At 67.5% G+C, this 26,719-nt stretch carries 23 protein-coding genes and 4 tRNA genes; 23 read left to right on the forward strand and 4 right to left on the reverse strand.

Going from position 1 to position 26,719, the window contains the following annotated elements; translation table 11 throughout:
• Positions 1-7: 7 nt before the first annotated feature.
• The 10 genes from C667_RS01015 (at position 8) to C667_RS01060 (ending at position 11,994) form a co-directional block, all read left to right on the forward strand.
• Positions 8-430 carry a hypothetical protein gene (locus C667_RS01015; RefSeq protein ID WP_004355273.1) on the forward strand — a complete coding sequence of 141 codons (423 nt, stop codon included), beginning with the start codon at positions 8-10 and terminating at the stop codon, positions 428-430.
• The gene (locus tag C667_RS01020) at positions 420-2,048 is read left to right on the forward strand and encodes a sensor domain-containing diguanylate cyclase (protein ID WP_211207646.1); all 1,629 of its coding nucleotides are present in this window, start codon (positions 420-422) and stop codon (positions 2,046-2,048) included. The genes C667_RS01015 and C667_RS01020 overlap by 11 nt, the downstream gene beginning before the upstream one ends.
• Positions 2,049-2,239: 191 nt before the next feature.
• Complete coding sequence (locus C667_RS01025) at positions 2,240-4,225, forward strand: AMP-dependent synthetase/ligase (RefSeq protein ID WP_004355279.1); 1,986 nt, start codon at positions 2,240-2,242, stop codon at positions 4,223-4,225.
• 17 nt (positions 4,226-4,242) lie between these two features.
• Entirely contained in the window at positions 4,243-5,061 is an 819-nt protein-coding gene (locus C667_RS01030; protein WP_004355282.1) for an ABC transporter ATP-binding protein, read from the forward strand.
• 12 nt (positions 5,062-5,073) lie between these two features.
• Entirely contained in the window at positions 5,074-6,003 is a 930-nt protein-coding gene (locus C667_RS01035) for a branched-chain amino acid ABC transporter permease (protein ID WP_004355285.1), read from the forward strand.
• 30 nt (positions 6,004-6,033) lie between these two features.
• Entirely contained in the window at positions 6,034-7,098 is a 1,065-nt protein-coding gene (locus tag C667_RS01040; protein ID WP_004355289.1) for a branched-chain amino acid ABC transporter permease, read from the forward strand.
• 106 nt (positions 7,099-7,204) lie between these two features.
• Positions 7,205-8,515, forward strand: a complete 1,311-nt coding sequence (locus tag C667_RS01045; RefSeq protein ID WP_004355293.1) for an ABC transporter substrate-binding protein — start codon at positions 7,205-7,207, stop codon at positions 8,513-8,515.
• Positions 8,516-8,627: 112 nt separating this feature from the next.
• Positions 8,628-9,437 (forward strand): ABC transporter ATP-binding protein, encoded by an 810-nt coding sequence (locus tag C667_RS01050; RefSeq protein WP_004355296.1) that lies wholly within the window; start codon positions 8,628-8,630, stop codon positions 9,435-9,437.
• 52 nt (positions 9,438-9,489) lie between these two features.
• The gene (locus C667_RS01055) at positions 9,490-10,725 is read left to right on the forward strand and encodes a phenylacetate--CoA ligase family protein (RefSeq protein ID WP_004355298.1); all 1,236 of its coding nucleotides are present in this window, start codon (positions 9,490-9,492) and stop codon (positions 10,723-10,725) included.
• Positions 10,726-10,803: 78 nt separating this feature from the next.
• Complete coding sequence (locus tag C667_RS01060) at positions 10,804-11,994, forward strand: CaiB/BaiF CoA transferase family protein (RefSeq protein WP_039920515.1); 1,191 nt, start codon at positions 10,804-10,806, stop codon at positions 11,992-11,994.
• 148 nt (positions 11,995-12,142) lie between these two features.
• On the opposite strand, the gene C667_RS01065 is transcribed toward C667_RS01060, so the two are convergent.
• Together C667_RS01065 and C667_RS01070 are read right to left on the reverse strand one after the other, a co-directional pair.
• Positions 12,143-12,574, reverse strand: a complete 432-nt coding sequence (locus tag C667_RS01065; protein ID WP_004355302.1) for a PhaM family polyhydroxyalkanoate granule multifunctional regulatory protein — start codon at positions 12,572-12,574, stop codon at positions 12,143-12,145.
• A 40-nt stretch (positions 12,575-12,614) separates the two neighbouring features.
• Complete coding sequence (locus C667_RS01070) at positions 12,615-14,519, reverse strand: ATP-binding response regulator (protein WP_004355303.1); 1,905 nt, start codon at positions 14,517-14,519, stop codon at positions 12,615-12,617.
• Between the two features lie 241 nt (positions 14,520-14,760).
• On the opposite strand from C667_RS01070, the gene C667_RS01075 reads away from it, so the two are divergent.
• Complete coding sequence (locus tag C667_RS01075) at positions 14,761-15,387, forward strand: response regulator transcription factor (RefSeq protein WP_004355304.1); 627 nt, start codon at positions 14,761-14,763, stop codon at positions 15,385-15,387.
• 24 nt (positions 15,388-15,411) lie between these two features.
• Here the strand turns inward: C667_RS01075 and C667_RS01080 are convergent, their stop codons facing one another.
• Together C667_RS01080 and C667_RS01085 are read right to left on the reverse strand one after the other, a co-directional pair.
• The gene (locus tag C667_RS01080) at positions 15,412-16,116 is read right to left on the reverse strand and encodes a P-loop NTPase family protein (RefSeq protein ID WP_004355305.1); all 705 of its coding nucleotides are present in this window, start codon (positions 16,114-16,116) and stop codon (positions 15,412-15,414) included.
• 99 nt (positions 16,117-16,215) lie between these two features.
• Positions 16,216-16,971 carry a class I SAM-dependent methyltransferase gene (locus tag C667_RS01085; protein ID WP_004355306.1) on the reverse strand — a complete coding sequence of 252 codons (756 nt, stop codon included), beginning with the start codon at positions 16,969-16,971 and terminating at the stop codon, positions 16,216-16,218.
• A gap of 201 nt (positions 16,972-17,172) precedes the next feature.
• Between C667_RS01085 and C667_RS01090 the strand changes: the two genes are divergently transcribed.
• From C667_RS01090 to rpoB, 12 genes are all read left to right on the forward strand, one after another.
• Positions 17,173-17,257: transfer RNA gene (locus tag C667_RS01090), tRNA-Tyr, on the forward strand.
• Between the two features lie 113 nt (positions 17,258-17,370).
• Positions 17,371-17,444 (forward strand) — tRNA-Gly (locus C667_RS01095).
• A 30-nt stretch (positions 17,445-17,474) separates the two neighbouring features.
• Positions 17,475-17,549, forward strand: a tRNA-Thr gene (locus tag C667_RS01100).
• Between the two features lie 84 nt (positions 17,550-17,633).
• Positions 17,634-18,824, forward strand: coding sequence for an elongation factor Tu (gene tuf / locus C667_RS01105; protein ID WP_004355307.1), 1,191 nt, complete (start codon positions 17,634-17,636; stop codon positions 18,822-18,824).
• 59 nt (positions 18,825-18,883) lie between these two features.
• Positions 18,884-18,959 (forward strand) — tRNA-Trp (locus C667_RS01110).
• 24 nt (positions 18,960-18,983) lie between these two features.
• Positions 18,984-19,331 carry a preprotein translocase subunit SecE gene (gene secE / locus C667_RS01115; protein ID WP_004355308.1) on the forward strand — a complete coding sequence of 116 codons (348 nt, stop codon included), beginning with the start codon at positions 18,984-18,986 and terminating at the stop codon, positions 19,329-19,331.
• Position 19,332: 1 nt separating this feature from the next.
• Positions 19,333-19,866 carry a transcription termination/antitermination protein NusG gene (gene nusG / locus C667_RS01120; RefSeq protein ID WP_004355309.1) on the forward strand — a complete coding sequence of 178 codons (534 nt, stop codon included), beginning with the start codon at positions 19,333-19,335 and terminating at the stop codon, positions 19,864-19,866.
• A gap of 116 nt (positions 19,867-19,982) precedes the next feature.
• On the forward strand, positions 19,983-20,414 hold the full coding sequence (rplK, locus tag C667_RS01125; RefSeq protein WP_004355310.1) for a 50S ribosomal protein L11: 432 nt from the start codon (positions 19,983-19,985) through the stop codon (positions 20,412-20,414).
• Positions 20,415-20,416: 2 nt separating this feature from the next.
• Entirely contained in the window at positions 20,417-21,115 is a 699-nt protein-coding gene (gene rplA, locus C667_RS01130) for a 50S ribosomal protein L1 (RefSeq protein WP_004355311.1), read from the forward strand.
• 252 nt (positions 21,116-21,367) lie between these two features.
• Positions 21,368-21,871, forward strand: a complete 504-nt coding sequence (gene rplJ, locus C667_RS01135; protein ID WP_004355312.1) for a 50S ribosomal protein L10 — start codon at positions 21,368-21,370, stop codon at positions 21,869-21,871.
• A gap of 57 nt (positions 21,872-21,928) precedes the next feature.
• A complete protein-coding gene (rplL, locus tag C667_RS01140; protein WP_004355313.1) occupies positions 21,929-22,300 on the forward strand; it encodes a 50S ribosomal protein L7/L12 in 372 nt (123 codons plus the stop codon).
• A gap of 210 nt (positions 22,301-22,510) precedes the next feature.
• Positions 22,511-26,644: a DNA-directed RNA polymerase subunit beta gene (gene rpoB / locus C667_RS01145; protein WP_004355314.1), complete on the forward strand. Its 4,134-nt coding sequence runs from the start codon at positions 22,511-22,513 to the stop codon at positions 26,642-26,644.
• Positions 26,645-26,719 lie beyond the last annotated feature (75 nt).

The following is a 26,719-nucleotide window of genomic DNA, read 5'->3' on the forward strand; positions in this document are numbered from 1 at the left end:
TCCGGCCATGCGAATCCCTGCTCTTGTCCCTGTTCTCCTCGCCCTGCTGCTCTCCACGCAAGGCGCCGCCGCCGAGGAGCTCGTCGTCATCGTCCACCGCGACAGCGGCATCTCCACCCTGAGCCGTGAGCAGGCCAGCCATCTCTTCCTCGGGCGCGTGAAGATGCTGCCGCCGGGGGGGCGTGCAAACGTGGTCGAGGTGGAGCCTTTGCGCGCGAGCTTCTATCGTCGCCTGCTCGGCCGCGAGATCGCCGAGATCAATGCCTACTGGGCGCGCCTGCAGTTCTCCGGGCGGACGCAGCCGCCGCTGCGGGTGTCCGACAGCGCTGCGGCGGTCGCCCGCGTCGCCGAGGATCCGCAGGCGATCGCGTTCGTCGATGCCGTGCCCGACGATCCTCGTGCGCGGGTGGTGTTGCGCCTTGGCCCCTGAGCCCGTCTCCGACGGCGACGAGCCGACACGAGCCTTCCGCCGCGTGCGCCGCACGCGTGGCATCGCCTTCCGCACGACGGCGAGCATCCTCGTGTTCGGCGGATTGGTGGGCGGCATCGCCGCCGTGGGCAGCGCCAAGCTGATCGAGCACAAGGAGCACCGTCGACTCAACGACGCGCTGGTCGAGTCCATGGCCGCGGTGCAGCGCACCGCCAGCGTGGCCGCCTATGCGCGCGACGAGCAGCTCGCTGCCGAGGTCGTCGCTGGCTTGCTGCAGAGCAGCAGCGTCGCCCATGCCGAGATCCTCGAGGGCGACACGGTGCTCGCTGCGGTCGGCGCGAACACCGCGTCGGCATCGCCGAACGGCGCAGCCCTGCGCGGGCTGTTGCGCTCGCCCTTCGACGCCAGTGAGACGATCGGCGAGCTGCGTGTCATCCCCGCCTCGGCCTTCATCGCAGCGAAGGCCGCCGACTACTCGCGCCTGGTCGCGTCCCTGCTTGCCGTTCTGGTGCTGTCGATCACGCTCGGGGTGGCCTGGCTGGTCGGTCGCGGCGTCACGCGCGGGATCGGTCGCCTCGCCGGCGAGCTGCACGGCCTCGACGTGGTGTCGGGCAGCAAGGTCACGGCTCCCGCCGGCCATGCCGAGGACGAACTCGGCCGTCTGGCCGGCGACATCAACGCCTTGCTCGAGCGCATGGACGCGGCGCTCGCGCGCGAGCGCGAGGCGCGTGGCCTGCACGCCGCGGCAGAGCGCAAGTGGCGGCTGATCTTCGACAACGCGGGGTCCGGGCTGTTCACGCTCGACGCGCAGGGCGGCCTGGTCGAATGGAACGCGGCGCTGGTGCGGGCGCTCGGCCTCAAGGACGACGAGTGCGCGCGCGGAGGGGCGAGCCTGGCCGAACTGCTCGGGGATGGAGCGGGCAGGCTCGAGCGCATGAGGGCTGCGATCGTCGAAGGCAGCGAGGCGGCGAGCGCGGATTTCGAGCGTCGCGACGCCGATGGCGGTTCGCGCTGGCTGCACGTGGTGCTCAATGCGGTGGAGGGCGGCGGCGAGCTCCTGCAGGGCATCGTCAACGACATCACCGAGCGCAAGCACGCCGAGGACAAGGCGCGCGCGCAAGCCGAGCGCGATGCGCTCACCGGCCTGCTGAACCGCCGCGGACTTGAGCGCGCCTACTCCGCGCGCCTGCACGAATACGCCGGCACCGCCGGGCTGGGCGTCTTGCTGGTGGACCTCGACGGCTTCAAGTGGGTGAACGACAACCACGGCCACGAAGCTGGCGACGAGCTGCTCCAGCTCGTGGCGCGCCGGATCGAGGGAGTGGTGCGGCGCAGCGACAAGGTGGCGCGCATCGGCGGCGACGAGTTCGTGCTGCTGCTCGACGATCTCAAGTCGATGTCGATGGCGCGCAACATCGCAGCCAAGCTGGTCGACGTGCTCAGCCAGCCCTTTGCCGTGCTCGACGGCTGCAAGGTGCGCATCGGGGCGAGCGTCGGCGTGGTGTTCACCCAGTATCCGTCCGGACAGATGGCCGAGCTGCTGCGCCGTGCCGATGCCGCCATGTACGAGGCCAAGAAGGCCGGCAAGTCGCAGTACTGCTTCGCCTTTCCGGTCTGAGGGCGGGCTGCGGGCGCGCGGCCCGCCTGCAACAATTCAGTACATTCCACAAACAGTTGCGCAAAAGTGGCTTGCCACACTCCAGCCTGAACTGGATCGGACGCGTTCGCGCGTCCCGCCCGGGCCTTATAAAACACACCAAGGGCCCGGGTGCGGAGACAGACAGGACAAGACCAAAGGAGGAGTGTGGCATGGACACACGCACGAGCGCGCCCGAGCCCGGGCAGGGCGGGGCGGGGCCGGATACCTTTCCGCGCTGGCTGATGCACCACGCCAAGGCGCGCCCCCAGCAGGCGGCGATGCGCGAGAAGGCCTACGGGATCTGGCAGACCTACACCTGGGCGCAGGTGGCCGAGAACGTGCGCGCCATCGCCTGCGGGCTGGCGCAGCTCGGCTTCAAGCGCGGCGACCGCCTCGCGGTGGTGGGCGACAACCGCCCCCGCCTGTACTGGTCGGTGGCGGCCTGCCAGTGCCTGGGCGGCATCCCGGTGATGATGTACCAGGACGCCGTGGCCCAGGAGATGGCCTACGTGCTGCAGGACGCCGAGATCAAGTTTGCCGTGGTCGAGGACCAGGAGCAGGTGGACAAGATGGTCGAGATCCAGCCCGATGCGCCGCTGCTCGAGCACGTGATCTACGACGATCCCCGCGGCATGCGCCACTACACCCAGACCCTGCTGATGGGTCTGGACGAGCTGCAGGAGATGGGGCGGATCCACGACCGCAACCAGCCCGACTTCCTCGACGGCGAGATCGCCAAGGGGGCCTCGGACGACATCTCGATCATGCTGTACACCTCGGGCACCACCGGCAAGCCCAAGGGCGTGTGCCAGACCCACGGCGCCTTCATCGCCGCGGCGAGCGGCGCGATCCAGTTCGACAAGCTCACCGACAAGGAGGACATCCTGTCCTACCTGCCGATGGCCTGGGTGGGCGACCACCTGTTCTCGTTCGCGCAGGCCACGGTGGCGGGCTTCACGATCAACTGTCCGGAGTCGGGCGAGACCGTGATGAACGACCTGCGCGAGATCGGCCCCACCTATTACTTCGCCCCGCCGCGCGTGTTCGAGAACCTGCTCACCCAGGTGATGATCCGCATGGAAGACGCCGGTAGCCTCAAGCGCAAAATCTTTCACCACTTCATGGACGTCGCCCGCCGCTGCGGCGCCGACATCCTCGACGGCAAGCCGGTGTCGGGCGGCGACCGCTTCCAGTACTGGCTGGGCAACCTGCTGGTGTACGGGCCGCTCAAGAACGTGCTCGGCATGAGCCGCATCCGCGTTGCCTATACCGCGGGCGCTGCGATCGGTCCCGACCTGTTCCGCTTCTACCGCTCGATCGGCATCAACCTCAAGCAGCTCTACGGCCAGACCGAGACCTGCGCCTACGTGTGCCTGCAGCCGGACGGCCAGATCAAGCTCGATTCGGTCGGCAAGCCCGCGCCCTTCGTCGAGGTCAAGCTCGCCGACAACGGCGAGATCCTGGTCAAGGGGCCGATGCTGCTCAAGGCCTACTACAAGCGCCCCGACGCCACCGCCGAGTCGATCAACGCCGACGGCTACTTCATGACCGGCGACGCGGGCTTCTTCGACGAGGACGGCCACCTGAAGATCATCGATCGCGCCAAGGACGTCGGCAAGATGGCCGACGGCACGATGTTCGCGCCCAACTACATCGAGAACAAGCTCAAGTTCTTCCAGCACGTCAAGGAGGCGGTGACCTTCGGCGCCGGCAAGGAATTCGCCACCGCCTTCATCAACATCGACCTCGAGGCCGTGGGCAACTGGGCGGAGAAGAAGGGCATGGCCTATTCGGGTTACACCGACCTGGCGCAGCAGGCGGCGGTGTACGAGCTGATCCGCGACTGCGTGGAGAAGGTCAACGCCGACCTCGCCGCCGACCCCAACATGAGCGGCTCGCAGATCAAGCGCTTCCTGATCCTGCACAAGGAGCTCGACGCCGACGACGGCGAGCTCACCCGCACGCGCAAGGTGCGGCGCAACTTCATCGCCGAGAAGTACGGCGAGCTGATCGAGGCGATGTTCGAGGGCAGGAAGACCCAGTTCATCGAGACCCAGGTCAAGTACGAGGACGGCCGCACCGGCAAGGTCTCGGCCGACCTGCGCATCGAGGAAGTGAAGACCTTCGCGCCGCAAGCCGGCAAGCGCGCGGCCTGAGGGGACGAGGAATGGACATGACCGACATGAATGCCGCTTCCGCCACCACGCCTCCGGGGCGTCGCCAGGGCGAGGTGATCCTCGACCTGCAGAACATCTCGCTGCGCTTCGGTGGCGTGAAGGCGCTGACCGACATCAGCTTCAACGTCCGCGAGCACGAAATCCGCTCGATCATCGGCCCCAACGGTGCCGGCAAGAGCTCGATGCTCAACGTGATCAACGGCGTCTATCACCCGCAGGAAGGCAAGATCATGTATCGCGGGCAGGAACGCCAGCGCCTCGAGCCCTACATGGCGGCACGCCAGGGCATCGCGCGCACCTTCCAGAACATCGCGCTGTTCAAGGGCATGAGCGTGCTCGACAACATCATGACTGGGCGCAACCTGAAGATGAAGTCGAACCTCTTCCAGCAGGCGCTGTTCTGGGGCGCGGCGCAGAAGGAGGAGATCGCCCACCGCGAGAAGGTGGAGGAGGTGATCGACTTCCTCGAGATCCAGAACGTGCGCAAGACCCCGGTCGGGCAGTTGCCCTATGGCCTGCAGAAGCGCGTCGAACTCGGCCGCGCGCTGGCCGCCGAGCCCTCGCTGCTGCTGCTCGACGAGCCGATGGCGGGCATGAACGTGGAGGAGAAGCAGGACATGTGCCGCTTCATCCTCGACGTCAATGACCAGTTCGGCACCACCATCGTGCTGATCGAGCACGACATGGGGGTAGTGATGGACATCTCCGATCGGGTCGTGGTGCTGGATTACGGCAAGAAGATCGGCGACGGAGCACCCGACGAGGTGCGCAACAACGAAGACGTCATCAGTGCCTATCTCGGCACGTCGCACTGAGCGGGGAACACCATGGGATTCTTTCTTGAAACCTTGTTCGGCGGGTTGATGGCCGGCATGTTGTACTCATTGATCGCACTGGGCTTCGTGCTGATCTACAAGGCCTCGGGCGTGTTCAACTTCGCCCAGGGCGCGATGGTGCTGTTCGCCGCGCTGGCGATGTCGCGCTTCGCGGAGTGGATTCCGCAGTGGCTGGGCTTCGAGAGCCTGCTGCTCGCCAACCTGCTCGCCTTCGTCGCCGCGATGGCGGTGATGATCATGCTGGCGTGGGCGATCGAGCGCCTGTGCCTGTCGAAGCTGGTCAACCAGGAGGGCATCACGCTGCTGATGGCCACGCTCGGCATCGCCTACTTCCTCGACGGCTTCGGCCAGACGCTCTTCGGCAGCGACATCTACAACATCAACGTCGGCATGCCCAAGGATCCGGCCTTCATCCTCGAGGGCATGTTCGAGGGCGGCGTGATGATCAGCAAGGAAGACCTCGTCGCCGCGGTGATCGCCGCGCTGCTGGTGGTGGTGCTGGCGCTGTTCTTCCAGAAGACCAAGACCGGCCGCGCGCTGCGCGCGGTGGCGGACGACCACCAGGCCGCGCAGTCGATCGGCATCCCGCTCAACAAGATCTGGGTCATCGTGTGGTCGGTGGCGGGCTTTGCCGCGCTGGTCGCCGGCATCATCTGGGGCTCCAAGCTCGGCGTGCAATTCACGCTCTCGCTGGTGGCGCTCAAGGCCTTGCCGGTGGTGATCCTCGGCGGCCTGACCTCGGTGCCGGGCGCCATCATCGGCGGCCTCATCATCGGTGTCGGCGAGAAGCTGTCGGAGATCTACCTCGGGCCGATGCTCGGTGGTGGCATCGAAATCTGGTTCGCCTACGTGCTCGCGCTGGGTTTCCTGCTGGTTCGTCCGCAGGGGCTGTTCGGCGAGAAGATCATCGATCGCGTCTGACGCGGCTACCGACTCCGGGAGAACATCCGAATGCTGTACAGAGAAAATGGCCAGTTCAAGACGAGCTACGCGGCCGATCAACAAATCTTCCCGATCTTCCAGGAGCGCTGGGCGATGGCCCTGCTGCTGCTGGTCGCCTTCGTGGTGCTGCCACTGGTGGGCTCGGAATACTGGTTCCGCGCCATCCTGATTCCCTTCCTGATCCTGTCGCTGGCGGCGCTGGGACTGAACATCCTGGTCGGCTACTGCGGCCAGATCTCGCTCGGTACCGGCGCATTCATGGCGGTGGGCGCGTATGCGGCCTACAACTTCATGGTCCGCATCGACGGTATGCCGCTGATCGTGGCGATGCTGCTCGGCGGCCTGTCTGCGACCGTGATCGGCGTGCTGTTCGGCATCCCGTCGCTGCGCATCAAGGGCTTGTATCTCGCGGTGGCGACGCTGGCGGCGCAGTTCTTCACCGACTGGGCCTTCCTGCGTATCGGCTGGTTCACCAACAACTCGTCGTCCGGTTCGGTCAGCATGGCCCGCCTCGACGTGTTCGGCGTGCCGATCGAGTCGCCGGTCACCAAGTACCTGTTCGTGCTGACGGTGGTGTGCGTGTTCGCGCTGATGGCCAAGAACCTGGTGCGCAGCGCCATCGGCCGGCAGTGGATGGCGATCCGCGACATGGACGTGGCCGCGGCGGTGATCGGCATCCGCCCGATGTACGCCAAGCTGAGCGCGTTCGCGGTGAGCTCCTTCATCGTCGGCGTGGCCGGCGTGCTGTGGGCCTTCATCCACCTTGGCGCATGGGAGCCGGCGGCGTTCTCGATCGACCGTTCCTTCCAGTTGCTGTTCATGGTCATCATCGGCGGCCTGGGTTCGATCGCCGGGGCCTTCCTGGGCGCGGGCTTCATCGTGCTGCTGCCGCTCGCCCTCGACCAGATCCCGCACCTGCTCGGCATTCCGCTGTCCACGGCGACGATCACGCACCTGGTGCACATGATCTTCGGCGCCCTCATCGTGTTCTTCCTGATCGTCGAGCCGCATGGCCTGGCGAAGCTGTGGAGCGTGGGCAAGCAGAAGCTGCGGCTGTGGCCCTTCCCCCATTGATGCAGCGCCGCCCGGTTGCTGGGGGCCGGGCAGAAGTGCTTGTCGCAGGGATGCACCAACCGGCATGGACGCCATGCCACCGACACATAAAAGAGGAGACACATCAATGAAACTCAAGCCTTTCGTGCTTGCCGCCACGCTCGCCGCCCTGGGTGCGACCAGCTTTGCAACGCTGGCCCAGGAGCAGTTCCTTCCGCTGCTGTCCTATCGCACCGGTGCCTATGCGCCCAACGGCGTGCCCTGGGCCAACGGCAAGCAGGACTACCTCAAGTACATCAACGCCACCGGCGGCATCAACGGCGTCAAGATCGCCTTTGAGGAATGCGAGACCGGCTACGCCACCGACAAGGGCGTGGAGTGCTACGAGCGCCTGAAGGGCAAGGGCGCCGCCGTGTTCGACCCGCAGGCCACCGGCATCACCTTCGCGCTCACCGACAAGGCGCCGATCGACAAGATCCCGCTGATCACGCTCGGCTACGGCCTGGCGGCCTCGCAGGACGGCGGCGTGTTCAAGTGGAACTTCCCGCTGATGGGCAGCTACTGGACTGCGGCCGACATCCTGATCCAGCACCTGGGCAAGAAGGAAGGCGGTCTCGACAAGCTCAAGGGCAAAAAGATCGCGCTGATCTACCACGACTCGCCCTTCGGCAAGGAGCCGATCCCGGCGCTGAAGAAGCGCGCCGAGATGCATGGCTTCGAGTTGCAACTGCTGCCGGTGACCGCGCCGGGCGTGGAGCAGAAGGCGACCTGGCTGCAGGTGCGCCGCGATCGTCCCGACTACGCGCTGCTGTGGGGCTGGGGCGTGATGAACTCGACCGCGCTCAAGGAGGCGATCGCCACCGGCTTCCCGCGCGAGAAGCTGTTCGGCGTGTGGTGGGCGGGCGCCGAGCCGGACGTCAAGGACGTCGGCGACAACGCCAAGGGCTACAGCGCGCTGGCGCTCAACCCCAACGGCACCGAGTACCCGCTGATGCAGGACGTCCTCAAGAAGGTGCATGACGCCGGCCAGGGCTCGGGCCCGCGCGACGAGGTCGGCTCGGTGCTGTACACCCGCGGCATGATCATCTCGATGCTCAGCGTCGAGGCCGTGCGCGCGGCGCAGGAGAAGTTCGGCAAAGGTCAGGTCATGACCGGCGAGCAGGTGCGCTGGGGCTTCGAGAACCTCAACCTCGACGAGAAGCGGCTTGAAGAGCTGGGTGTGAAGGGCGTGATCCGCCCGCTCAAGACCACTTGCGAGGACCACATGGGCTCGTCGTGGGCGCGCGTTCACACCTGGGATGGCAGCAAGTGGGTGATGGGCGCCGACTGGTACGAGGCAGACAAGAGCGTGCTCGGCCCGATGGTCAAGGAAGCCGCCGACCGCTACGCCGCCGAGAAGCAGGTCAAGCGCCGCGACGCCGCCGACTGCAACTCCTGATGCTGTTTCCGGCCGTCCGATCGTGCCGCCGCGTGCGGCCGGCCGGGTGGTCGGGATCGATCCGGGTCCCGCCGCGCGCTGCGTGGCGGGGCCGAATCTACCGGACGAAATGATGAGCGCACCGAATCTTCTACTCAATGTGAATGGCATCGAGGTGATCTACAACCACGTCGCGCTGGTGCTCAAGGGCGTGTCCCTGCAGGTGCCCGAAGGCGGCATCGTGGCCATTCTCGGCGGCAACGGCGCGGGCAAGACCACCACGCTGCGTGCGATCTCCAACCTGCTCAAGGGCGAGCGTGGCGAGGTCACCAAGGGCATGATCGAATACCGCGGCGAGCGCGTCGAGGCGCTGTCGCCCTCCGACCTCGTGCGTCGGGGCGTGGTCCAGGTCATGGAAGGGCGTCACTGCTTCGCCCACCTGACCATCGAGGAGAACCTGCTCGCTGGCGCCTACACGCGCAGCGACAAGGGCGAGATCGCCGCCAACCTCGACAAGGTGTACACCTATTTCCCGCGCCTGAAGACGCGCCGCACCAGCCAGGCCGCCTACACCTCGGGCGGCGAGCAGCAGATGTGCGCGATCGGTCGCGCGCTGATGTCGAACCCGAACATGGTCCTGCTCGACGAGCCCTCGATGGGCCTGGCGCCGCAGATCGTCGAAGAGGTGTTCGAGATCGTCAAGGACCTCAACGCCAAGGAGCGCGTGAGCTTCCTGCTCGCCGAACAGAACACCATGGTCGCGCTGCGCTACGCCGATTTCGGCTACATCGTCGAGAACGGCCGCATCGTGATGGAAGGCGCGGCCAAGGATCTGGCGACCAACGAGGACGTCAAGGAGTTCTACCTCGGCCTCGCGGGCGAGGGCCGCAAGAGCTTCCGCGACATCAAGCACTACCGTCGCCGCAAGCGCTGGCTGAGCTGAAGCCGCAGCGCCAGACGAAGGACCGGACAACGTATCGAGCAGGGGAGCCGAGATGAATTTCCACGACACGCGCGAGACCCGCGATCCCGAGGTGCGCGAACGCGAGCTGCTGGCCCGCCTGCCGGCGCAGATCGCCCATGCGCGCGCCGCCGCGCCCGCGTTGGGGCGGCTGCTCGCCGACGTCGATCCGGATTCGGTCACCAGCCGCGAGGCGCTCGCCACGCTGCCGGTGACGCGCAAGTCCGAATTGCTCGAGCTGCAGAAGGCGGCGCGGCCCTTCGGCGGCTTCTCGGCGGTGGGCTGGGGCGCGGCGTGCCGGCGCGTGTTCGCCTCGCCCGGCCCGCTCTACGAACCCGAAGGCGCGCGCCCCGACTACTATCGCCTGGCGCGCGCGCTGTTCGCCGCGGGTTTTCGTGCCGGCGACCTGGTGCACAACACCTTCTCGTACCACTTCACCCCCGCCGGTTCGATGATGGAGACCGCCGCGCACGCGCTCGGCTGCACCGTCTTTCCCGCCGGCGTCGGCCAGACCGAGCAGCAGCTCGCGGCGATCGCCGACCTGCAGCCCAACGCCTACGTCGGCACGCCGTCCTTCCTGCGCATCCTGCTCGAAAAGGCGGACGAGCTCGGCGTGAGCGTGTCCTTCACCAAGGCCTTCGTCTCCGGCGAAGCCTTTCCGCCCAGCATGCGCGAGGCCTTCGCCGCGCGCGGCATCACCGCCTGCCAGGCCTACGCCACCGCCGACATCGGCCTCATCGCCTACGAGACCCCGGCGCGCGAGGGCATGGTGGTGGACGAGGACGTGCTGCTCGAGATCGTCCGCCCCGGCACCGGCGACCCGGTGGCGCCGGGGGAGGTGGGCGAGGTGGTGGTGACCACCTTCAACCCGGATTACCCGCTGATCCGCTTCGGCACCGGCGACCTGTCCGCGGTGCTGTCCGGCGTCTCGCCCTGCGGGCGCACCAACGTGCGCATCAAGGGCTGGATGGGGCGCGCCGACCAGACCACCAAGGTCAAGGGCATGTTCGTGCATCCGGGGCAGATCGCCCAGGTCGTGCGCCGCCACCCCGAGATCACGCGCGCGCGGCTGGTGGTCGACAATCCAGATCTCGCCGACCGCATGACGCTGATGTGCGAGGTTGCCGGCGGCGGCAGCGAGGCGCTCGCCGAGGCGGTCGCCGCGAGCATCCGCGAGCTCACCAAGCTGCGTGGCGAGGTTGCCTTCCTGCCCACCGGTGCGCTCGCCAACGATGGCAAGGTCATCGACGACGTGCGCACCTACGCGTAGCCGCGAGCCCGTCGCCCGCGTGCTCCGGCGGCGGGGGCTGGCATACTGCCGCCTTTCCGCAACACGATGGACGCGCACATGAACCCCGCATCGACCGCTTCCGCACGCGCGCCGCTCGCCGGCGTGCGCATCCTCGACCTCACCCGGCTGCTCCCCGGCCCGCTCGCCACCCAGCACCTCGCCGACTATGGCGCCGAGGTGATCAAGGTGGAGGACACCGGGGCCGGAGATTACGCGCGCAGCATGGGCGCGATGGGGGGCGACACGAGCTGGTTCTACCAGCTGGTCAACCGCAACAAGCGCAGCCTGCGGCTGGACCTCAAGCAGGAGGCGGGACGCGAACTCTTCCTGCGCCTGGTGGGCAGCGCCGACGTGGTGGTCGAGGGCTTCCGCCCCGGCGTGATGGAGCGCCTCGGCCTCGGCTACGCCACGCTCGCGGAGCGCAATCCGCGCGTGGTGCTGTGCAGCATCAGCGGCTACGGGCAGACCGGGCCGTACGCGCTGCGCGCTGGCCATGACATCAACTACCTCGGCTACGCCGGGGTGCTCGACCAGATCGGCTGCGCGGGCGGCGCGCCGGCGCTGTCGAACCTGCAGATCGGCGACCTGCTCGGCGGCACCATGGGCGCGGTGATGGGCATCCTGGTGGCCTTGTTCGACGCGCGCCGCAGCGGCCACGGCCGCGAGGTGGACGTGTCGATGACCGATGCCAGCTTCGCGCACATGATCTTCCCGCTCGCCGAGGTGCTCGCCCACGGCGGCGTGCGGCCGCGCGGCGAGGACCTGCTGTCCGGCGGCGTGCCCTGCTACGGCGTGTATGAGACCGCGGACGGCCGCCACATGGCGGTGGGCGCGCTGGAGGAGAAGTTCTGGGCGTTGATGTGCACCACGCTCGGGCGCGCCGACCTGATCCCGGGGCATCTCGCCACCGGCGAGGAGGGCGCGCGCGCGCGCGCCGATCTCGCGGCCATCTTCCGCGGCCGCAGCCAGCGCGAGTGGGTGGCGGTGTTCGACCCGGTCGATTGCTGCGTGACGCCGGTCTTGCGCCTGGAGGAGAGCCTGCGCGACCCGCAGCTGCGCGCGCGCGGCATGGTGGTGGAGGCCAGCGGCCTGTGCCACGCCGGCCCGGCGGTGCGCCTGGGCGGGATGCCGGAGATGCCCGCCGCGCCGGCCCCGGCTCGCGCGGGGGCGGACACGGACGCGATCCTGGAGGCGCTCGGCGTGGACGCCGAAGAATGTGCGCGGCTGCGCGGCGCGGGGGTGATCTAGGTCAGGGCCCACCCCGGCCTGCACGATGGGCCGGCGCTTCCCGGCTGTCGTCGGGCGGGCGAAAGACGCACCCGCTCACGCCCGCATGCAGCGGCAGGAAAGCGAGCCCGCGCGATGCGGGCCATGCCGGGCGGGTGCGGGGCGCGGATTACTTGTCGGTGGTCGGCTTGCGTCGCCCGCCGCGCGCGCCGTCCTTGGCTTCGGCCTGCGGCGCGGGTGCCGGCGTGGCAGCGGGCTGCCCACCCATGAGGTTCCACGGCCACATCGCCGCCGCGGCTGCGAACGGGTTGGCGCCGGCATCGGCCGTGGCGACGCCTTCGCCCGCCTGCTGGGCCTGCTGGCTCATCGCCTTGACCGCGGCGAGCGCGGCGCGCTGCATCTCCAGGCCCTGGATGCTCATCTGCAGCATGTTCAGGTTCATCTTGAGCCAGCCTTCGACCGCGCGCATGTCGGTGATGCGCTTGTCCAGCTCGTCGACGTCGAGCGTGGGCGTGACCATGCCCGGCAGCGAGAAACCCATCTGGTTCCACATGCCGCGCACGAACTCGAGCGGATCCTGGGCGTTCTGGTCATTGGACATCGGGCTGCTCCGGTCGGGGGGGCGAGTTGATGGAATGATATTAACCGATGCCGCTGCGCTGTGCGCCATCGCCGTCGTCGGCGCCGAAGAGCCGGTTCATCAGGGCGCGCAGACGGGAGGGACGGAGCGGGCGGGCGAGAAGATGCGTGTTCGTGGCGCGCGCGCTTTCGCGCGATTCCTCGCCGGTGTCTTCGGCCAGCAGCACGGCAGGCACGTCCGCCAGCCCGGTACGGGCGCGCAGTCGGGCGAGGGTGTCGAAGCCGCCGGACAGGTCCGTGTGCGGCGGCGCGAGGATCAGCAGGTCTGCGTCCGCCGGTGCCGGGTCTTCCGTCGGGGTCGGCGCCGTGGCGACGACCTCGCAGCCCCACTCGGCGAGCAGCCCGGCGGTCGCCGCGAAGGTTTCGGGAGCCGCGTCGGCGAGCAGCACGCGCACCCCCTCGAGGCTGCCCGGAACCCGGGTCCGTGCGCGCTGTTCGGCATCGGCGGCGGGAACTTCGACCGCGAACACCGAGCCGCGTCCGGGCCGCGAACGCAGCTCGAGCGGCAATTCGAGCAGCTTGCTCAGGCGGCGCACGATCGCCAGCCCCAGCCCCAGCCCCTTGTCCTGGCTGCGCTCCGGATTGTCGAGCTGGACGAACTCGTGAAAGATCAGTTCCTGCGAATCGGGGGCGATCCCGGGGCCGCTGTCCCGCACCTCCACGCGCAGCCTGGCACCGCGCCGCCGACAGGCGACCAGTACCCGGCCGCGCGGGGTGTGGCGGATGGCGTTGGAGAGCAGGTTGGCGAGGATGCGGTCGAGGAGGAGCGGGTCGGTGTGGGCGTGGCAGGGCGGGCAGTGCAGGTGCAGGTCGAGGCCGCGTTCGGCAGCGATGGCGGACTGGCCATCCACGATGCGCTCGATGCGCATGCGCAGGTCGAAGGCCTCCCGCACCGGGATGAGCGCGCCCGAGTCGAGGCGCGAGATGTCGAGCAGGCTGCCGAGCAGCCCGTCCATGGTCTCGGCGGAGGTGGTGATGCGTCCGACGAGCTGCCGGCTGCGCGCGTCGAGCTTGCGCTGCGAGAGCTCCGACACGAACAGCCCGAGCGCGTGCAACGGCTGGCGCAGGTCGTGGCTGGCCGCGGCGAGGAAGCGCGACTTCGCGACGCTGGCCCGCTCGGCCTCGTCGCGACGTGCGCGCAGCTCGGCGGTGGCCTCCTCGATCTGGCGCGACATCGAAGCGTGTGCGGCGCTCAGGCGCCCGGCCATCTCGTTCACGCCTTCGGCGAGCACACGCAGCGTGCCGCCGCCGACCACCGGCACGCGGCGATCGAGCTCGCCTCGGCCGATGCGCTGCACGGTGTCGGCGATGTTGCGGATGGGACCGCTGACGCTGTGGCTCATCCGTCGTGCGAGCGCGAGGCTGCCGATGGCGACCATCAGCATCCAGCCGGCGGCGATCCAGAGCAGTTCGGCGCGGCGCTGGTCGAGACGCTTGAGCGACATCTCCATGACCAGGGTGGCGAGCGCCTCCTCCTTGGGCTGGGCTTCGGCCGAGCCCGGGTCGAGCGGGAGCGGGCGCGGCCGGATCGGCTCGACGATGCGCAGGCGTCCCCGGCTCGAACGCGTGCCCTCCAGCGCCGCTTGCGCGGGTGTGGACTCGTCGAAGCGGCCCGCTTGCGCGAGCAGGCCGCCGTCCGGGGCGACCAGCGCGAGCGCGGCCATGTCTTCCTCGAGCAGCAGGCTGTCGAGCAGCTGCTGAAGCGCGATCTGGTCACCGATGAACAAAGGGTATTCGCTCGCCACGGCGGTCTGGCGGACGTAGGCGTGCGCGCGTGCGCGCAGGGCGTTGTCGAGTTCGCCCAGGCGCAGCGTGGTGTGGGTGGCGGTCATCAGCGCGGCCAGCACCAGCATCGGGACGAAGGCGACCAGGGTGACGCGGGCACGGATGCCCCATTTGTGGATCAAGGCCTTCTCCTCGGCGCGGCGCGATGGGGCTCGGCAGGGAAGGAGCGGGGGGACATGTCGGCGACTCTCGGGAGGATGGGACGGACCATTGGCGGGAGATACGCCTGGGCTTGCCGGCGGGGCGCCCGCGGTCGTCGGAACGATTTTCCATCGTTTGTCCGTGCCGGCATAGCCGGACGGCGGGGCGGGCGATGCTGCGCCCGCCGGCTCATGCTATGTTCGTCGCGAAAGGGGGGAGAGCATGACGAAGATCCTGATCGTCGAAGATCATGCGCTGGTGCGCGAAGCGATGGCGCAGCGCCTTGCGTGCCTGGAGCCGGAGCTGGTCTGCCTGGAGTCGGCCGGTGCGGACGAGGCCCTGGCCTTGCTCGAGGCGCACGGCGATGTCGATCTGGCGATCGTGGACCTGATGTTGCCCGGTGCGAACGGCTTCTCGCTGCTCGGGGTGCTGGCCAAGCGATATCCCGACCTGCCGGCGATCGTGGTGTCGGCGATGGACGACGATGCCTCCGTGCGGCGCGCGCTCTCCGCCGGCGCCTCGGGTTTCGTCTCCAAGGCGAGCTCGGGCGAGGTGCTGGCGCTGGCGGTGCGCGAGGTCCTGGACGGCGGCATGCCGACCCCGCGCGCGAGCCCTCCCGGCCGAGGCGCCCGCTCGCTTTCGGCGGCCGAGCGCTATGGGCTCACCAGCGCCCAGAACCGTGTGGCGGAGCTGCTCGCCACCGGTGGCAGCAACCGCGAGATCGCCACCAAGCTCGGCCTCACCGAGGGTACGGTGAAGGTGCACGTGACGGCGATCTATCGGGCGCTCGGTGTGAGCAGCCGGAGCCGGGCGCTGGTGCTGCTCTCGCGCCGCAACAAGGGGGTCTGAGCCCGTCCGGGCGGAGATCGCCCCTCAGTGGGGACGTCGCACGCCGCCGAGCCGCAGCGGCATCTCCGCAGCGGACAGGGGCTCTTCCTGGGCGTCACCGACGCGCTCCTCGTCCTGGTCGATGAAGTCGATCTCGAGAACCTCGAGCAGCTGGCGTGCGACCGCGCGGCAGGCATTCGCGAGCGGGGTCGGGAGCTGTTCGGGGAGCTGCTTCTGCAGCAGCAGCTTGGTGGACGAGAGCGCATTGACGGGGCGCAGGATGCGGTGGCGGTGCGCGCCCAGCAGGCGCGCCACGCTGCGGTCGGCGGCGTCGCGCTGCCAGGGGTTCGTGGGCCACTGCGTGGGGATGGCGTAGGCGCGCGGGAACATCTCGAGGTCGCGCAGCACGGTGCGGATGTCCTCGTGCGACTCGCGGAAGGGCAGCAGCACGAGGTCGGAGAGCGCGTAGAGCTTGCGATCCATCTCGGTGCGGTTGCCGCCGCCGTCGATGACGCCGATCCAGTTCTCCAGGGTGCGCAGCTTGTCGACCACCTTGGTGAGCGAGTCGCGGGTGCGCGCGTCGGCCAGCACGTAGCGCCGGCCGGTGGGAATCAGCGGCTCGCGCGAGGTGTCGGTGAGCACGCAGGCGGCACGCTGGCCGAGCAGGCCGAGGCCCTGGCACAGCATGTGCGAGAGGGTGGTCTTGCCGGTGCCGCCCTTGTTGCCGATCACGCAGATGATCTCAGCCATGACGCTTCAGTCCTTTGCACGCAGTCCTTGCATGGCAGGGATTATCGGCGCCGCGGGCAAGCGGGCGAGCGCGGAAAAGCGCCGCTTCGCAGGGCCAATTCAGCCGCTTCGGCGCCCGCCGCGTGCGCGCATGCGGTAGACGAAGAGGCGCGTGCCGCGGCGGTCGCCCACTTCGATCACCGCGTCCGCCTCTTGCCCGGGGACCACGAAGCTGTTGCTGACGAGGAGGCTGCCCGGACGCATCTCGGCGATCGCCTTGGCCCACACCGCGGGCATCGGCACCGGCGACAGGAAGGCGTACACCAGGTCGTAGCCGCTCCAGTCGGGGGCGAAGAGGTCGCCGCGCTGCCACTCGACGTTGGCGTGGCCGCGCAGCAGCAGGCGCCCGATCGCCCAGGTCGCGGGCGCGAGCTCGACGCCGGTGAAGCGACAGTCGGGCCGTGCCTGCGCGAGCGGGCGCAGCAGCGTGCCGGTGCCGGCGCCGATGTCGAGCATCCGCGCCGGGCCGTTTGGCAGCAGCTTCGCCACCGCAGCGGCGGTGGCGGCGTTGCTGAGGTAGAGCGGCACCTGGGTGCGGAAGCTCGTCCAGTACACCAGCACGAGGGTGACGAAGCCGCCGAGGTACCAGCCGGGATGGATGCCCGCGCCCTGTGCGAGCACCGCCAGCGGCAGGAAGCCGAGGTGGATCGGCAGCCACCAGCGTGCGCTGCGCAACCCGGCCGCCACCGTCGCCGCCACGACCGCCTGCGCGCCCACCAGTGGCCACAGCCCGCCGAGTGCGCCGCTGCGCGCGAGCGCGATGGCCGCGGCCAAGCCCGCGAGCTGAGCGAGGAGGGCCTTGAGGGCGGGGGGCATGAGCGGTCCGGGAGTGCGCTTGCGAAGCGCCCGATCATAACGCTTCCATCGTTCTGCCCGCGCGCGGCGCGATGCCGGCAGGGCGGAAGGTCGGCGCGCACGGGCGCGGCATGGGCAGCCTGCAGGATCGCGATCGAAATTTTTTTACGAAAAGCTTTGACTTCCTGGTGGAAGGCCTCTATAGTGCGGGGCTTCCCGGACGGAGGGATACCCAAGCGGTCAACGGGATCAGACTGTAAATCTGACGGCTCAGCCTTCGAAGGTTCGAATCCTTCTCCCTCCACCAAGTTTCAGTCGTGCCGTGCTGGTCACGGTCGATGTGGCAAATGCAGTGTCTGGCTGCGAGTTGTGGTAAGCGCGGAGTTTCGCGCAGGCATGAGAACACAGTTGCAGGCGTGTGCGGGTGTAGCTCAATGGTAGAGCAGAAGCCTTCCAAGCTTATGACGAGGGTTCGATTCCCTTCACCCGCTCCAGCATCGCTGCGGTTTGCTCGAGGTTTCGGGGCCCATGTAGCTCAGTGGTAGAGCACTCCCTTGGTAAGGGAGAGGCCACGTGTTCAATCCACGTCATGGGCACCATCCATTTTCTGCCTGGCCTGGGCGGCGGCCAACGAGTGTGGTCGCCGCGCCGGTTTTTCTGGTTCTGATTTTAAGGATAGCGATATGGCTAAGGGTAAGTTCGAGCGCACCAAGCCTCACGTCAACGTCGGCACCATCGGCCACGTCGACCATGGCAAGACCACGCTGACCGCTGCGATCACCACCATCCTGTCGAAAAAGTTCGGCGGCGAGGCGAAGGCCTACGACCAGATCGATGCGGCACCGGAAGAGAAGGCGCGCGGCATCACCATCAACACCGCGCACGTCGAGTACGAGACCGCCTCGCGCCACTACGCGCACGTGGACTGCCCGGGTCACGCCGACTATGTCAAGAACATGATCACCGGTGCTGCCCAGATGGACGGCGCGATCCTGGTGTGCTCGGCCGCTGACGGCCCGATGCCGCAGACCCGCGAGCACATCCTGCTGGCGCGTCAGGTCGGTGTGCCGTACATCATCGTGTTCCTGAACAAGTGCGACATGGTCGACGACGAGGAACTGCTGGAACTCGTCGAGATGGAAGTGCGCGAGCTGCTGTCGAAGTACGACTTCCCGGGTGACGACATCCCCATCGTCAAGGGCTCGGCGCTGAAGGCGCTCGAGGGCGACCAGTCCGACATCGGCGAGCCGGCCATCCTGCGCCTGGCCGATGCGCTGGACAGCTACATCCCGACCCCCGAGCGTGCGATCGACAAGCCCTTCCTGCTGCCGATCGAGGACGTGTTCTCGATCTCGGGCCGTGGCACCGTGGTGACCGGTCGTGTCGAGCGTGGCATCGTCAAGGTCGGCGAGGAAATCGAGATCGTCGGCATCAAGCCGACCGTCAAGACCACCTGCACCGGCGTCGAGATGTTCCGCAAGCTGCTCGACCAGGGTCAGGCCGGCGACAACGTCGGCGTGCTGCTGCGCGGCACCAAGCGTGAAGACGTCGAGCGTGGCCAGGTGCTGTGCAAGCCGGGTTCGATCACCCCGCACACCCACTTCACCGGCGAGATCTACGTGCTGTCGAAGGAAGAGGGTGGTCGTCACACCCCGTTCTTCAACAACTACCGCCCGCAGTTCTACTTCCGCACCACCGACGTGACCGGTTCGATCTCGCTGCCCGAAGGCACCGAGATGGTCATGCCGGGCGACAACGTGTCGATCACCGTCAAGCTGATCGCCCCGATCGCCATGGAAGAAGGCCTGCGCTTCGCGATCCGCGAAGGTGGCCGTACCGTCGGCGCCGGCGTCGTCGCCAAGATCATCGAGTAATCGCTCGATCGTTGCCAGTCAGGCGCACCCGCTCGGGTGCGCCTAGCAGTGTCCGCTGCAGGGGTATAGCTCAACTGGCAGAGCGTCGGTCTCCAAAACCGAAGGTTGGGGGTTCGATTCCCTCTGCCCCTGCCAATATTTTCCGGGTGTTCATCCGCAATGGCCGATAAGTTGAAATTTGCGCTGGCGCTGGCACTGTTGGCAGCCGGCGTAGTCGGCTTCTATGTGCTGTCCGAGCAGCCGCTCGTGCTGCGTGTGCTCTCCGTGCTCGCAGGTGTGGGTGCCGGTATCGCCGTCGCCGCCCTCTCCGAGCCGGGTCGCCGTTTCATCGGCTTCGCCCGCGAATCGATCACCGAAGTCAAGAAGGTCGTCTGGCCGAGCCGCAAGGAAACCACGCAGACCACCGGTCTGGTGTTCGTCTTCGCCGTGGTCATGGCGCTCTTCCTCTGGCTGACGGACAAGAGCCTGGAATGGGTCCTCTACGACCTGGTTCTGGGTTGGAAGTGATATGAGCAAGCGTTGGTATGTGGTTCACGCCTATTCGGGCTTCGAGAAGTCCGTTCAGCGCGCGCTGATCGATCGCGTCAACCGGTCGGGCATGCAGGACAGCTTCGGGCAGATCCTGGTGCCGGTCGAAGAGGTCATCGAGCTGCGCAACGGCCAGAAGACCGTCACCGAGCGCAAGTTCTTCCCGGGCTATGTGCTCGTCGAGATGGAAATGAACGACGAGTCGTGGCACCTGGTGAAGTCCACGCCCAAGGTCACCGGCTTCGTGGGCGGCACCGCGAACAAGCCCGCCCCGATCTCCGAGAAGGAGGTCGCGAAGATCATGCAGCAGATGCAGGAGGGCGTGGAGAAGCCGCGCCCCAAGGTGCTGTTCGAGATCGGCGAGGTCGTGCGCGTCAAGGAAGGTCCGTTCACCGACTTCCACGGCAGCGTCGAGGATGCGAACTACGAGAAGAACAAGCTGCGCGTGTCGGTGACCATCTTCGGTCGCGCCACGCCGGTCGAGCTCGATTTCGCGCAGGTCGAGAAGACCTGAGCAAGACGGCAGGCCCACGGGCCTGCCGGAGTCCGTTCACCCGGTCGACGGGCGCGGACGACACGAGGAGCGCCGGGATCCCGGTGCGCTACCACTCATCACAGGAGCATGCCTAGATGGCAAAGAAGATCACTGGCTACATCAAGCTGCAGGTTCCGGCCGGCAAGGCCAACCCCAGCCCTCCGATCGGTCCGGCGCTCGGTCAGCGCGGCCTGAACATCATGGAGTTCTGCAAGGCGTTCAACGCCAGGACCCAGGGCCTGGAGCCCGGTCTGCCGATCCCCGTCGTGATCACCGCCTTCGCCGACAAGTCCTTCACGTTCATCATGAAGACGCCGCCGGCCACGATCCTGATCAAGAAGGCCGCCGGCATCCAGAAGGGTTCGGCCAAGCCGCACACCGACAAGGTGGGCAAGATCACCCGTGCCCAGGTTGAGGACATCGCCAAGGCCAAGCAGCCGGACCTCACCGCTGCTGACCTCGAAGCCGCCGTGCGCACCATCGCCGGTTCCGCCCGCAGCATGGGCATCACCGTGGAGGGCCTGTAATCATGGCGAAGCTGTCCAAGCGAGTTCAGGCGCTACGCGCCAAGGTTGACCGCAACCAGGCCTATCCGGTCGCCGACGCCCTGCGTCTGGTCAAGGAGTGCGCCACCGCCAAGTTCGACGAGTCGATCGATATCGCCGTGAACCTCGGCGTCGATGCACGCAAGTCGGACCAGGTTGTCCGTGGTTCGGTCGTGCTGCCCGCCGGTACCGGCAAGTCGGTGCGCGTGGCCGTGTTCGCCCAGGGCGACAAGGCCGAGGCCGCCCGCGCCGCCGGCGCCGAAGTCGTCGGTTTCGACGACCTCGCCGAGCAGATCAAGGCCGGCAACCTCAACTTCGACGTCTGCATCGCGACCCCCGACGCCATGCGCGTGGTTGGCCAGCTCGGCCAGATCCTCGGTCCGCGCGGCCTGATGCCGAACCCGAAGGTCGGCACCGTGACCATGGACGTCGCCACCGCCGTCAAGAACGCCAAGGCCGGTCAGGTCCAGTACCGTACCGACAAGGCCGGTCTGGTGCACGCCACCATCGGTCGTGCCTCGTTCGAGGTCGACGCGCTGCAGCAGAACCTCACCGCCCTCATCGATGCGCTGGTCAAGGCCAAGCCGGCCGCCGCCAAGGGTATCTATCTGCGCCGCATCGCCGTCTCCAGCACCATGGGTGCCGGCGTGCGCGTGGAGCCGGGCAGCCTGAGCGCTGCCTGATTGCCGCGATTGCCCGCTCTTTGCGGGTAGTCCGAAGAACTTTGAGCCGCAGCCGCTCTCGGGTGGCTACGGATCGTCAAAGACCGCAGGTGCGTCCGCCGCAAGGCAGCGCTTAAGCATGCAAGTGGCCTGCGCAGACGGTGTGCTCAGAACAGGATTTGGCCGGCCCGCCGGCCCCGCTCCTGATCCAGGTCGCCGTGGGTGCGAATCGCAGATGCGGTTCGCGTGTTGACTTGAAAGGAGGAAAGACCTGTGGGTCTCAATCTCGATGACAAGAAAGCCGTAGTGGCTGAGGTGTCGGCACAAGTGGCCAACGCCCAGACGATCGCGGTGGCCGAGTATCGCGGCATCGCGGTGGGTGACCTCACCGCGCTGCGCGCCAAGGCCCGCGAGTCTGGCGTTTACCTGCGCGTGCTGAAGAACACCCTGGTCCGTCGCGCCATCGCCGGCACCCCGTTCGAGGGTCTGGCGGGCGATCTGACCGGTCCGCTGATCTATGGCATCTCGACCGATCCGGTCGCTGCTGCCAAGGTGCTGAACGACTTCGCCAAGGGCAACGACAAGATCGTCCTGCGCGCTGGTTCCTACTCGGGCAAGACGCTCGACAAGGCCGGCATCCAGGCGCTCGCCTCGATCCCGAGCCGCGAAGAGCTGCTCGCCAGGCTGGTGGGCGTCATGCAGGCGCCGGTTTCCGGCATGGCCGGTGTGCTCGCCGCCCTCGCCAAGAAGCGCGAGGAAGAAGGCGCTGCCGCCTGACCGCAGCCTTCCGCTACGAAAATTTTCGCAAGATTATCGATTCTGGAGTGATTTGAAATGGCAATCAGCAAAGAAGACATCCTGGAAGCCGTTGCTGGCATGACCGTGATGGACCTGAACGACCTGGTCAAGGCGTTCGAAGAGAAGTTCGGCGTGTCGGCTGCCTCGCTGGCCGTGGCTGCCCCGGGTGCCGCCGCCGCTGCCCCGGTTGAAGAGAAGACCGAATTCGACGTCGTGCTGCTCGAAGCCGGCGCCAAGAAGGTCGAGGTCATCAAGGTCGTCCGTGCCGCTACCGGCCTGGGCCTGAAGGAAGCCAAGGACGTCGTCGACGGCGCGCCGAAGGCCGTCAAGGAAGGCGCTTCGAAGGCCGACGCCGAGGCGCTCAAGAAGCAGCTCGAAGAAGCTGGCGCGAAGGTCGAAATCAAGTAATATTCGACTTCCCAGCGGGGCTGGCACTCTTCGGAGTGCCGGCCCTTTCGTGCTTTGTAATCGAGATTGCGGACCGCACCGCGATCCTCGAGGGCAGGCCAGAGCGTTTGCCGATCGTCCGGCCGGGTTTGCAGTCAGGCTGCAGGCTGCCGGTAACGCCCGAACGTTGTGTCCTGTCTTTCCGATGTTAGCCCTCTAGCCGGAGCATCCATGGCGTATTCCTACACCGAAAAGAAACGTATCCGCAAGAGCTTCGCCAAGCGCGCGGCCGTGCTCGATGCGCCTTTCCTGCTCGCCACCCAGATCGAGTCCTTCGCCGAATTCCTGCAGGCCGACACCCCGCCGGACGTCCGGCGCAACCAGGGCCTGCAGGCCGCGTTCACCTCGATCTTCCCGATCTCGAGCCACAGCGGCAATGCACGCCTCGAGTACGTCCAGTACATGCTGGGCGAGCCCGCCTTCGACGTGAAGGAATGCCAGCAGCGCGGCCTCACCTTCGCCTCGCCGCTGCGCGCGCGCGTGCGCCTGGTCATCATGGACCGTGAAGCGCCCAAGGAAACCATCAAGGAAGTCAAGGAGCAGGAGGTCTACATGGGCGAGATCCCGCTCATGACGACCACGGGCTCCTTCGTCATCAACGGCACCGAGCGCGTCATCGTCTCGCAGCTGCACCGTTCGCCGGGCGTGTTCTTCGAGCACGACCGCGGCAAGACCCACTCCTCGGGCAAGCTGCTGTTCTCGGCGCGCATCATCCCCTACCGCGGCTCGTGGCTGGACTTCGAGTTCGACCCCAAGGACTACCTGTATTTCCGTGTGGACCGTCGCCGCAAGATGCCGGTCACCATCCTGCTGCGCGCGATCGGCATGACGCCGGAAGAGATCCTCGCAACCTTCCACGACACCGACACCTTCCATCTCCAGGGCGAGGGCGCGCAGTTCGAGCTCGTCCCCGAGCGCCTGCGCGGTGAAGTGGCCCGCTTCGACATCACCACCGGCGACGGCAAGATCATCGTGGCGCGCGAGAAGCGCATCACCTCCAAGCACATCCGCGAGATCGACCAGGCGGGCGTGAAGACCATGGCCGTGCCGGACGACTTCCTGCTCGGCCGCGTCATCGCCACCAACGTGGTCGATCCGGCCACCGGCGAACTGCTGGCGCGCGCCAACGACGAGATCACCGAGGACCTGCTCGACAAGCTGCGCCTCGCCGGCGTTACCGGCCTGAGCACGCTGTACATCAACGACCTCGACCGCGGCGGTTACATCTCGCAGACCCTGCGCATCGACGAGACCGCCGACCAGTGGGCGGCCAAGGTTGCGATCTACCGCATGATGCGTCCGGGCGAGCCGCCCACCGAAGACGCCGTCGAGGGCCTCTTCAACGGCCTGTTCTACGCCGAGGAGCGCTACGACCTGTCCTCGGTTGGCCGCATGAAGTTCAACCGCCGCGCCTACCCCGAGAAGATCGATGACAAGGCGCCGGGCTGGCTCAAGCGCTTCTACGAGCGTGTCGGCGCCCAGGGCGAGGACGGCCCGGGCGTGCTGGTCAACGAGGACATCCTCGCGGTGGTCGGCGTGCTCGTCGAGCTGCGCAACGGCCGCGGCGAGATCGACGACATCGACCACCTCGGCAACCGCCGCGTGCGTTCGGTGGGCGAGCTCGCCGAGAACCAGTTCCGCGCCGGCCTGGTGCGCGTCGAGCGCGCGGTCAAGGAGCGCCTGTCGCAGGCCGAGTCCGACAACCTGATGCCGCACGACCTGATCAACGCCAAGCCGATCTCGGCGGCGATCAAGGAGTTCTTCGGCTCCAGCCAGCTGTCGCAGTTCATGGACCAGACCAACCCGCTGTCCGAGATCACGCACAAGCGCCGTGTCTCGGCGCTCGGCCCGGGCGGCCTGACGCGCGAGCGTGCCGGCTTCGAGGTGCGCGACGTGCACCCGACGCACTACGGCCGCGTGTGCCCGATCGAGACTCCGGAAGGTCCGAACATCGGCCTCATCAACTCGCTCGCGGTGTATGCGCGCACCAACCGTCACGGCTTCCTCGAGACGCCGTACCGCAAGGTCAATGACGGCAAGGTCACCGACCAGATCGATTTCCTGTCGGCGATCGAGGAGGGGCAGTACGTGATCGCGCAGGCGAACGCCGAGATCGACGAGGCGGGCATGCTCGCCGGTGACCTGGTGTCCTGCCGCCACAAGGGCGAGTTCCTGCTCGCCACCTCGGACATGGTTCAGTACATGGACGTGGCGCCGGGCCAGATCGTGTCGGTTGCGGCCTCGCTGATCCCCTTCCTCGAGCACGATGACGCCAACCGCGCGCTGATGGGCGCCAACATGCAGCGCCAGGCCGTGCCCTGCCTGCGTCCGGAGAAGCCCCTGGTCGGCACCGGCATCGAGCGCCGCGTGGCGGTTGACTCGGGCACCGCCGTGCAGGCCACCCGTGGCGGTATCGTGGATTACGTGGATGCGAACCGGGTCGTGATCCGGGTGAACGACGACGAGACCCTGCCGGGCGAGGTCGGCGTCGACATCTACAACATGATCAAGTACACCCGTTCGAACCAGAACACCAACATCAACCAGCGTCCGGTGGTGAAGGTGGGCGATCTGATCGCCAGGGGCGACGTGCTGGCCGACGGTGCGTCCACCGACCTCGGCGAACTCGCGCTCGGCCAGAACATGCTGGTCGGCTTCATGCCCTGGAACGGCTACAACTTCGAAGACTCGATCCTGATCTCCGAGCGCGTGGTCGCCGACGACCGCTTCACCTCGATCCACGTCGAGGAGCTCACCGTCGTCGCCCGTGACACCAAGCTCGGGCCCGAGGAGATCACCCGCGACATCGCGTCTCTCGGCGAGGCGCAGCTGTCGCGCCTGGACGAGTCGGGCATCGTCTACATCGGCGCCGAGGTAGAGGCCGGTGACGTGCTGGTCGGCAAGGTCACGCCCAAGGGCGAGACCCAGCTCACCCCCGAGGAGAAGCTGCTGCGCGCGATCTTCGGCGAGAAGGCCTCCGACGTGAAGGACACCTCGCTGCGCGTGCCCTCGGGCATGGTCGGCACCGTCATCGACGTGCAGGTGTTCACCCGCGAGGGGATCGAGCGCGACAAGCGCGCGCAGTCGATCATCGACGACCAGCTGCGCAGCTTCAAGACCGACCTCGCCGACCAGATGCGCATCGTCGAGCGCGACGCCTTCGCGCGGATCCGCCGCATGATCGTGGGCCAGTTCGCCAACGGCGGCCCGAAGAAGCTGGCCAAGGGCACCGCGCTGAGCGACGAATACCTGGATGGCCTCGAGTTCTACCACTGGTTCGACATCCGCCTCGCCGACGAGACCCTGGCGGTGCAGCTCGAGGCCGTGCGGGAAGGTCTCGAGAACACCCGCAAGGACTTCGAGCAGGCCTTCGAGATCAAGAGGAAGAAGCTCACCCAGGGCGACGAGCTGCCCCCGGGCGTGCAGAAGATGGTCAAGGTCTATCTGGCCGTGAAGCGCCGCCTGCAGCCGGGCGACAAGATGGCCGGTCGTCACGGCAACAAGGGTGTGGTGTCGAAGATCGTCCCGGTCGAGGACATGCCCTACATGGAAGACGGCACCCCGCTCGACATCGTGCTCAACCCGCTCGGCGTGCCGTCGCGGATGAACATCGGCCAGATCCTCGAGACCCACCTCGGGTGGGCGGCGAAGGGACTCGGCCAGAAGATCGACAAGATGCTGCAGGCACAGGCCTCGGCGCAGGAGCTGCGCGGCTTCCTCGACCAGATCTACAACAGCAGCGGTCACCCCGAGGACATCGCCAACCTGAAGGACGAGGACGTGCGCGAGCTCGCCGGCAACCTCAAGAAGGGCGTGCCCTTCGCGACTCCGGTGTTCGACGGCGCGAAGGAAGAGGAGATCCAGCAGATGCTCGAGCTGGCCGGCCTGCCCACCGGCGGCCAGGTCACCCTCTACGACGGCCGCACCGGCGAGGCCTTCGAGCGCAAGGTCACGGTGGGCTACAAGCACGTGCTGAAGCTGCACCACCTGGTCGACGACAAGATGCACGCGCGCTCCACCGGCCCGTACTCGCTCGTCACCCAGCAGCCGCTGGGCGGCAAGGCGCAGTTCGGTGGCCAGCGTTTCGGCGAGATGGAAGTGTGGGCACTGGAAGCCTACGGCGCGGCCTACACGCTGCAGGAGATGCTGACGGTCAAGTCCGACGACGTGACCGGCCGGACCAAGGTGTACGAAAACATCGTCAAGGGTGAGCACAAGATCGATTCCGGCATGCCGGAGTCCTTCAACGTGCTGGTGAAGGAAATCCGTTCGCTGGCGATCGACATCGACCTCGACCGCGCGTGAGCGTAGCGATTTCCTTCCCGTCCCCTGCCTGCGATTGAATCCCGGGGCCGCCGCGCACGATGTGGCGGCCCGGAT

The sequence above is a fragment of the Thauera phenylacetica B4P genome (assembly GCF_000310225.1).
GTDB classification, from domain to species: Bacteria; Pseudomonadota; Gammaproteobacteria; order Burkholderiales; family Rhodocyclaceae; genus Thauera; species Thauera phenylacetica.